Source organism: Streptomyces sp. CBMA291, assembly GCF_014596525.1.
Taxonomy (GTDB): domain Bacteria; phylum Actinomycetota; class Actinomycetes; order Streptomycetales; family Streptomycetaceae; genus Streptomyces.
Genome location: NZ_MSJP01000004.1, coordinates 1 through 4,773, shown reverse-complemented (window position 1 = coordinate 4,773; position 4,773 = coordinate 1). Strand labels below are relative to the sequence as shown.

The following is a 4,773-nucleotide window of genomic DNA, read 5'->3' as shown; positions in this document are numbered from 1 at the left end:
GCCTGCGTCTGTGTCTGCGTCTGTGTCCGTGCCGGATCCTTTACGTGACCCCGTACGGGAGGAGCCCGTACGGGAACAGCCCCTACGGGAGGAGCCCCTACGGACCCCAGCCCCGTCCCTCGCCCCCCCGCCCCCCCCCCCCCCCCCCCCCCACCCCCCCCCCCCCCCCCCCCCCCCCCCCCCCCCCCCCCCCCCCCCCCCCCCCCCGCCCCCCCCCCCCCCCCCCCCCCCCCCCCTCCCGATCCCCCCCCCCCCCCCCCCGGCCCGCGGCCCCCCCCGGACGTCCAGCGAGAGCGCCATCGCCCCCACGGCGGACACCAGCCCCCCGGCGAACGCCGTCCACCCGAGAACCACGTCCGCCGCCGGGGCCCCGGCGCCCGGGGCCGCCCCCATCGGAGCCCCGCCGTGAGCCGCCGTGCCCGGAGCCGTGACCCCCGCGATCCCGTCCTGAGCCGCCGCCCCCGCGGTCCGTACGTCCGCCGCCGTCGTACCCGGCGACGCACCGTCCCCAACCGTCCCGTCCGGCGCCGCACCGTTGGTGGCCACCTCCGGCGCCGTCCCGTCGTCCGGTCGCGTGAGCCCCCGGGTCAGCGCCTCCGGCCACACGGCGCCGCACAGGGAGCCCGCCGCCGTCAGGAGCAGCAGGACGAGCGTCGGCGCGTACCCCCACCCCAGGGTGACCGGGACGGCCGTCAGCAGGCCCCAGGTCAGGACGAGGCCGCCGCGCCGGGCCCAGACCCGGGGGACCCACATCAGGGCCGCCGCGCTCACCGCCAGGACCAGGAGGGCCGTTCCCGGGTGCGCGGGGAGGAGCGGGGCGGAGTGCTCGCCCGACCAGACCTCCGTCCGCCGCCCCAGCGGCCCCAGCGCCCCCGTCACGACCGGCGGCAGCGCCCACAGCAGCCCGAGCGCGCCCACGGTGCCTCCCGCGTACGCGAGCCCCTCGCGTATCCCGTCCGGCAGCCGGGCACCGAAGACGCCCGCGCGCCACACCGACGCCAGCGCGAGACCGCACAGCACGTACCCCGGCACCGTCCAGTCGGAGGGGAGCCCGGCACGCAGCAGCCCGCCGAAGGCCGCCGCCACCGCCACTCCCGCGACAAGACCGCCCGCCAGGGTCAGCGAGGGCGTCCGCAGGACCGCGCGAAGCGCCACCGCCGTACAGGCGAGGAGCAGCGCCGCGCCGCTCCACGGAGCCGTGAGCGACAGCGAGCCGCCCATGAGCAGCGCCCAGCCGCCCAGCACCGTCGCCCCGGACACGGCCGTGATCCGTACCGAGTCCGCCGGACGGTTCCACGACGCCACCGCGCCGTCCGCCGCCGCCGTGACCAGGGCCGCCCACGCGAAGGCCGTCGGCCCGCCGCCCGCCGCCAGCACCCCGAGCGGCAGTGGCAGCTGCCCGGCGGCCATCGCTGCGGGCAACGGCCCCCGCAGCCGGGGGAGCCCCATCCCGTACGCAGCCCAGGCGCCCGCGAGGACGGCCGAGGCCGCCGCCGCGTACCCGAGACCGTCCGCGCCGGGCAGCGCCACCCGGTGCAGGGCGTACGCGTCGAGCACCGTCAGGGCGAGCCCGAGGGCCGCCACCGACTCGGCCGTCGACCCGAGCCCCTTGCGCGACAGCACCACCGGCGCCGCCAAGGCCGCCGCGGTCACCGCGGCGAGCACCGTCGCCCGGCCGCCGATCCCCATCGAACCCCAGCTCACCAGGGTGAAGGCGACCGCGGCGATGGTCAGCAGCGTGCCGCCGAGGGTCAGCAGCACGTTCTGCGTACCGCGCGGAGTGGAATCCGCCACCGGCGCGAACGGGAGAGGCGCCGCCGACGCGACCGGCGGGCGGAGGACCTGGAGGAGCCAGGCGCGCCGGGCCAGCAACTGGGAGCGGCGCGCGTCGAGTCGGGCCAGCTCGCGATCGACGAGCACCAGTTCGTCCGCGGGCGGCAGGGAAGTGTCCATGCGTCGGAGTGTGGCCCCCGCCATAGAAGAGGGGAATGCGTCCCGGTACTCATTTCCCCGGCCCGCGCCATCTGAGTACGTCCACACTGGGGGCATGGACTGGTGCCGGTACCGCTTCCGCAGCGTCTGGCGGCTCGCCGCCCCGCCCGAGGCGGTCTGGGCCGTCCTCGACCACGCCGAGGAGTACCCCCGTTGGTGGCCCCAGGTCCGCGAGGTCGTCCCCCTCGACGACACCACCGGCGCCGCCCGCTTCCGCTCCCTGCTTCCCTACGACCTCCACGTCACCGTCCGCGCCGTGCGCCGCGACCCCGGGGCGCGGGTCCTGGAAGCCGCCCTCGGCGGAGACCTGGAGGGCTGGGCCCGCTGGACCCTCGCCCCGGAGGGGACCGGCACCCGGGCGCTCTACGAGCAGGAGGTGGAGGTCCGCGCGCGCCTCCTGCGGGCCCTCGCCTTCCCCGGCAGGCCCTTCTTCCGCGCCAACCACGCCTGGATGATGCGCCGCGGGCGACGGGGACTCGCCGCCCGGCTGTCATCGGTTTGAACGGAGGGCGCGCGGGCCTGTATGGTTCAACCCGTTCCCGGGCGATTAGCTCAGCGGGAGAGCACTTCGTTCACACCGAAGGGGTCACTGGTTCGATCCCAGTATCGCCCACCGGGAGAGGCCGGTCCGTCGAAAGACGGACCGGCCTCTGTCATGTCGTCAGATCATCGTGCCGCCAGGCCGTCACGGCGCCGGGCCGTGCCGCCGCGACGGCCCCCTCGGCCCCTCACGCCGCCGTCCCCAGCTCCGGCCGCAGCGGCCACGACGGGTCCACCGTCTCCGGCGTCCCCTGGCGCGTGAACCACGCCTGGAGCCCGCGTGCCTGCGCCGCGTGCCACACCGCCTGAAGGGTGTGCAGCTCCGGCGGAGTCAGCCGCTCCAGACGGGAGGAGAAACGCCGCGCCACCGCCCGTACGACATCGAGCGCCGCCGTGGCGTCCGCCGCCGCGTCGTGGGCGCCCGCCAGCTCCACCTCGTAGTGGTCGCACAGGTCGGTCAGCGTCCGACGGCCCTTGCGGTACCGGTCCAGATGCTTGTCCAGGACCCTCGGGTCCAGCACGCACAGCGGGGCGCCCCCCAGATAGGCGCCGAGCGAGGACGCCCGGTGCCTGCGCAGCTCGCGGTCGAGGATCGTCAGATCGAACGGCGCGTTCATCACCACCAGCGGCCGACCCGCCGCCGACTGCTCGGCCAGCGCCCGGCCCAGCTCCTCCATCACCGGGGACGGCCAGCGCCCGTTCCGCTGGAGGTGATCGTCCGTCAGACCGTGGACGGCCGTGGCTCCCTCGGGTACCGGTATGCCCGGATTGACCAGCCAGCGCGTCACCCTCGGCCGCGCCCCCGCCGTGTCCTGCACGACGAGAGCGGCCGACACGATCCGGTCGCCCTCGACGTCGACTCCCGTGGTCTCCGTGTCGAAAGCGGCCAGGGGCCCCTCGAACCAGTGCAACGTCATCCCTGAACTCCCTGCACACGTGCGGCAGATGGCCAACCCCCTGCCCGAAAGGGTGATACCCGGACCGTTTGCGCCGTACGCGGACCGGTCACAACAGAAGGGACGGGGAAGGAAGAACACATGGCGCTCGCCCAGCCCGAGTCGGGAGGGCTGCCGTCCCAGCGGACCACTCCGACGCGCGGCTCACTCGCCACCACCGCCTGCATGGAGACCCTCCAAGTGGGATACCTGCACGCCGTCGCCGCCGCGGCCGGCTGCTCGCTCTCCCAGCCCTTTCCGGACAACGGCATCGACTGGCATGTGAGCCACAGCGCTCCCGGCCACACCGTCGACGACGAAGTGACCATCAAGGTGCAGCTCAAGTGCACCTACCAGATACCGCCGCGCACCCCGGGGAACGCGTCCGGGGCGTTCTCGTTCACCCTCGACAACGACCACCTGGTGAAGCTCGCCAGGACCCCGGTGGCCGTCCACAAGATCCTGGTCGTGATGCTCGTCCCCCGGAACCCCGAGGACTGGCTCAGGGCGGACCACGACCGGCTCGACCTGCGGCACTGCTGTTACTGGACCAATCTGGCCGGACACCCGGTCACGGGACGGCGCAGGACCACCGTCCGCGTCCCCACGACACGGATCTTCGACGACCGGGCACTCTGCGGGATCATGACCCGGGTCGGCGGGGGAGGGAGACCTTGATGCACCGGCCGATCGACGACCCGGACCCCGGACAGGACCCGTACGGGACCGACCGGGAGCCCGGACCCGACCCCCGCGCGACCAACCCGGACCCCGGACGGGACCCGTACGGGAGCGACCGGGCCTCCGGACGGGACCCCTACGGCACCCGCTCGGAACCCGGACGGGACCCGTACGGGACAGAACCGGGGCAGGAGCGGAGCCCGTACGGGACCGGGCGCGGACCCGTGCCCCCGTCCCATCGGCCCCATCCGCTGCCCGGCGTCTTCCCCGGGCCCAGGACCAGGGCCCCCGCCCCGCCCGGCGAACCCTGGGCCGCTCTCCGGGACACCCCCGACCCCGGCAGGGTCGACCCGTGCGTCCTCGGCGCGCTCCTCGCCCGCCACGGCTGGCGGCGGCGCGGCGGCGCACCCGGCCGCTTCGGCCGCTGGACCCCGCCCGGCGACGCCCCCGGCACCAGCCTCCTGGTCCCCGAGAACCGCGCCTTCCCGGACTGCGACGACCTGCTCGGCGAGGCGCTCGACGCCCTCGCCCGCAGCGCCGCGCCCTCCGCCCGCGAGGTCCTCACCGGCCTCGCTGTGCCCAGCGACGAGATCCGCTGGTGGCGCGAGGTGCCCCAGGGCCCCGC

General features: G+C 75.8%; 3 protein-coding genes, 1 tRNA gene and 2 pseudogenes. 4 read left to right on the top strand and 2 right to left on the bottom strand.

Annotation, left to right across the window (positions count from 1 at the left end):
* A pseudogene (locus BU197_RS00690) lies at nucleotides 1–1,953 on the bottom strand (hypothetical protein); the annotation flags it as partial.
* Between the two features lie 94 nt (nucleotides 1,954–2,047).
* Here BU197_RS00690 and BU197_RS00685 point away from each other — a divergent pair.
* On the top strand, nucleotides 2,048–2,494 hold the full coding sequence (locus BU197_RS00685) for an SRPBCC family protein (RefSeq protein WP_188266167.1): 447 nt from the start codon (nucleotides 2,048–2,050) through the stop codon (nucleotides 2,492–2,494).
* Nucleotides 2,495–2,533: 39 nt separating this feature from the next.
* Nucleotides 2,534–2,605: transfer RNA gene (locus tag BU197_RS00680), tRNA-Val, on the top strand.
* 115 nt (nucleotides 2,606–2,720) lie between these two features.
* Here the strand turns inward: BU197_RS00680 and BU197_RS00675 are convergent.
* Nucleotides 2,721–3,449: a 3'-5' exonuclease gene (locus tag BU197_RS00675; protein ID WP_188266166.1), complete on the bottom strand. Its 729-nt coding sequence runs from the start codon at nucleotides 3,447–3,449 to the stop codon at nucleotides 2,721–2,723.
* A gap of 120 nt (nucleotides 3,450–3,569) precedes the next feature.
* Between BU197_RS00675 and BU197_RS00670 the strand changes: the two genes are divergently transcribed.
* Entirely contained in the window at nucleotides 3,570–4,145 is a 576-nt protein-coding gene (locus BU197_RS00670) for a DUF4365 domain-containing protein (protein ID WP_188266165.1), read from the top strand.
* Nucleotides 4,145–4,773 (top strand): annotated as a pseudogene (locus tag BU197_RS30105) (hypothetical protein); the annotation flags it as partial. The gene BU197_RS00670 and the pseudogene BU197_RS30105, both read left to right, overlap by 1 nt.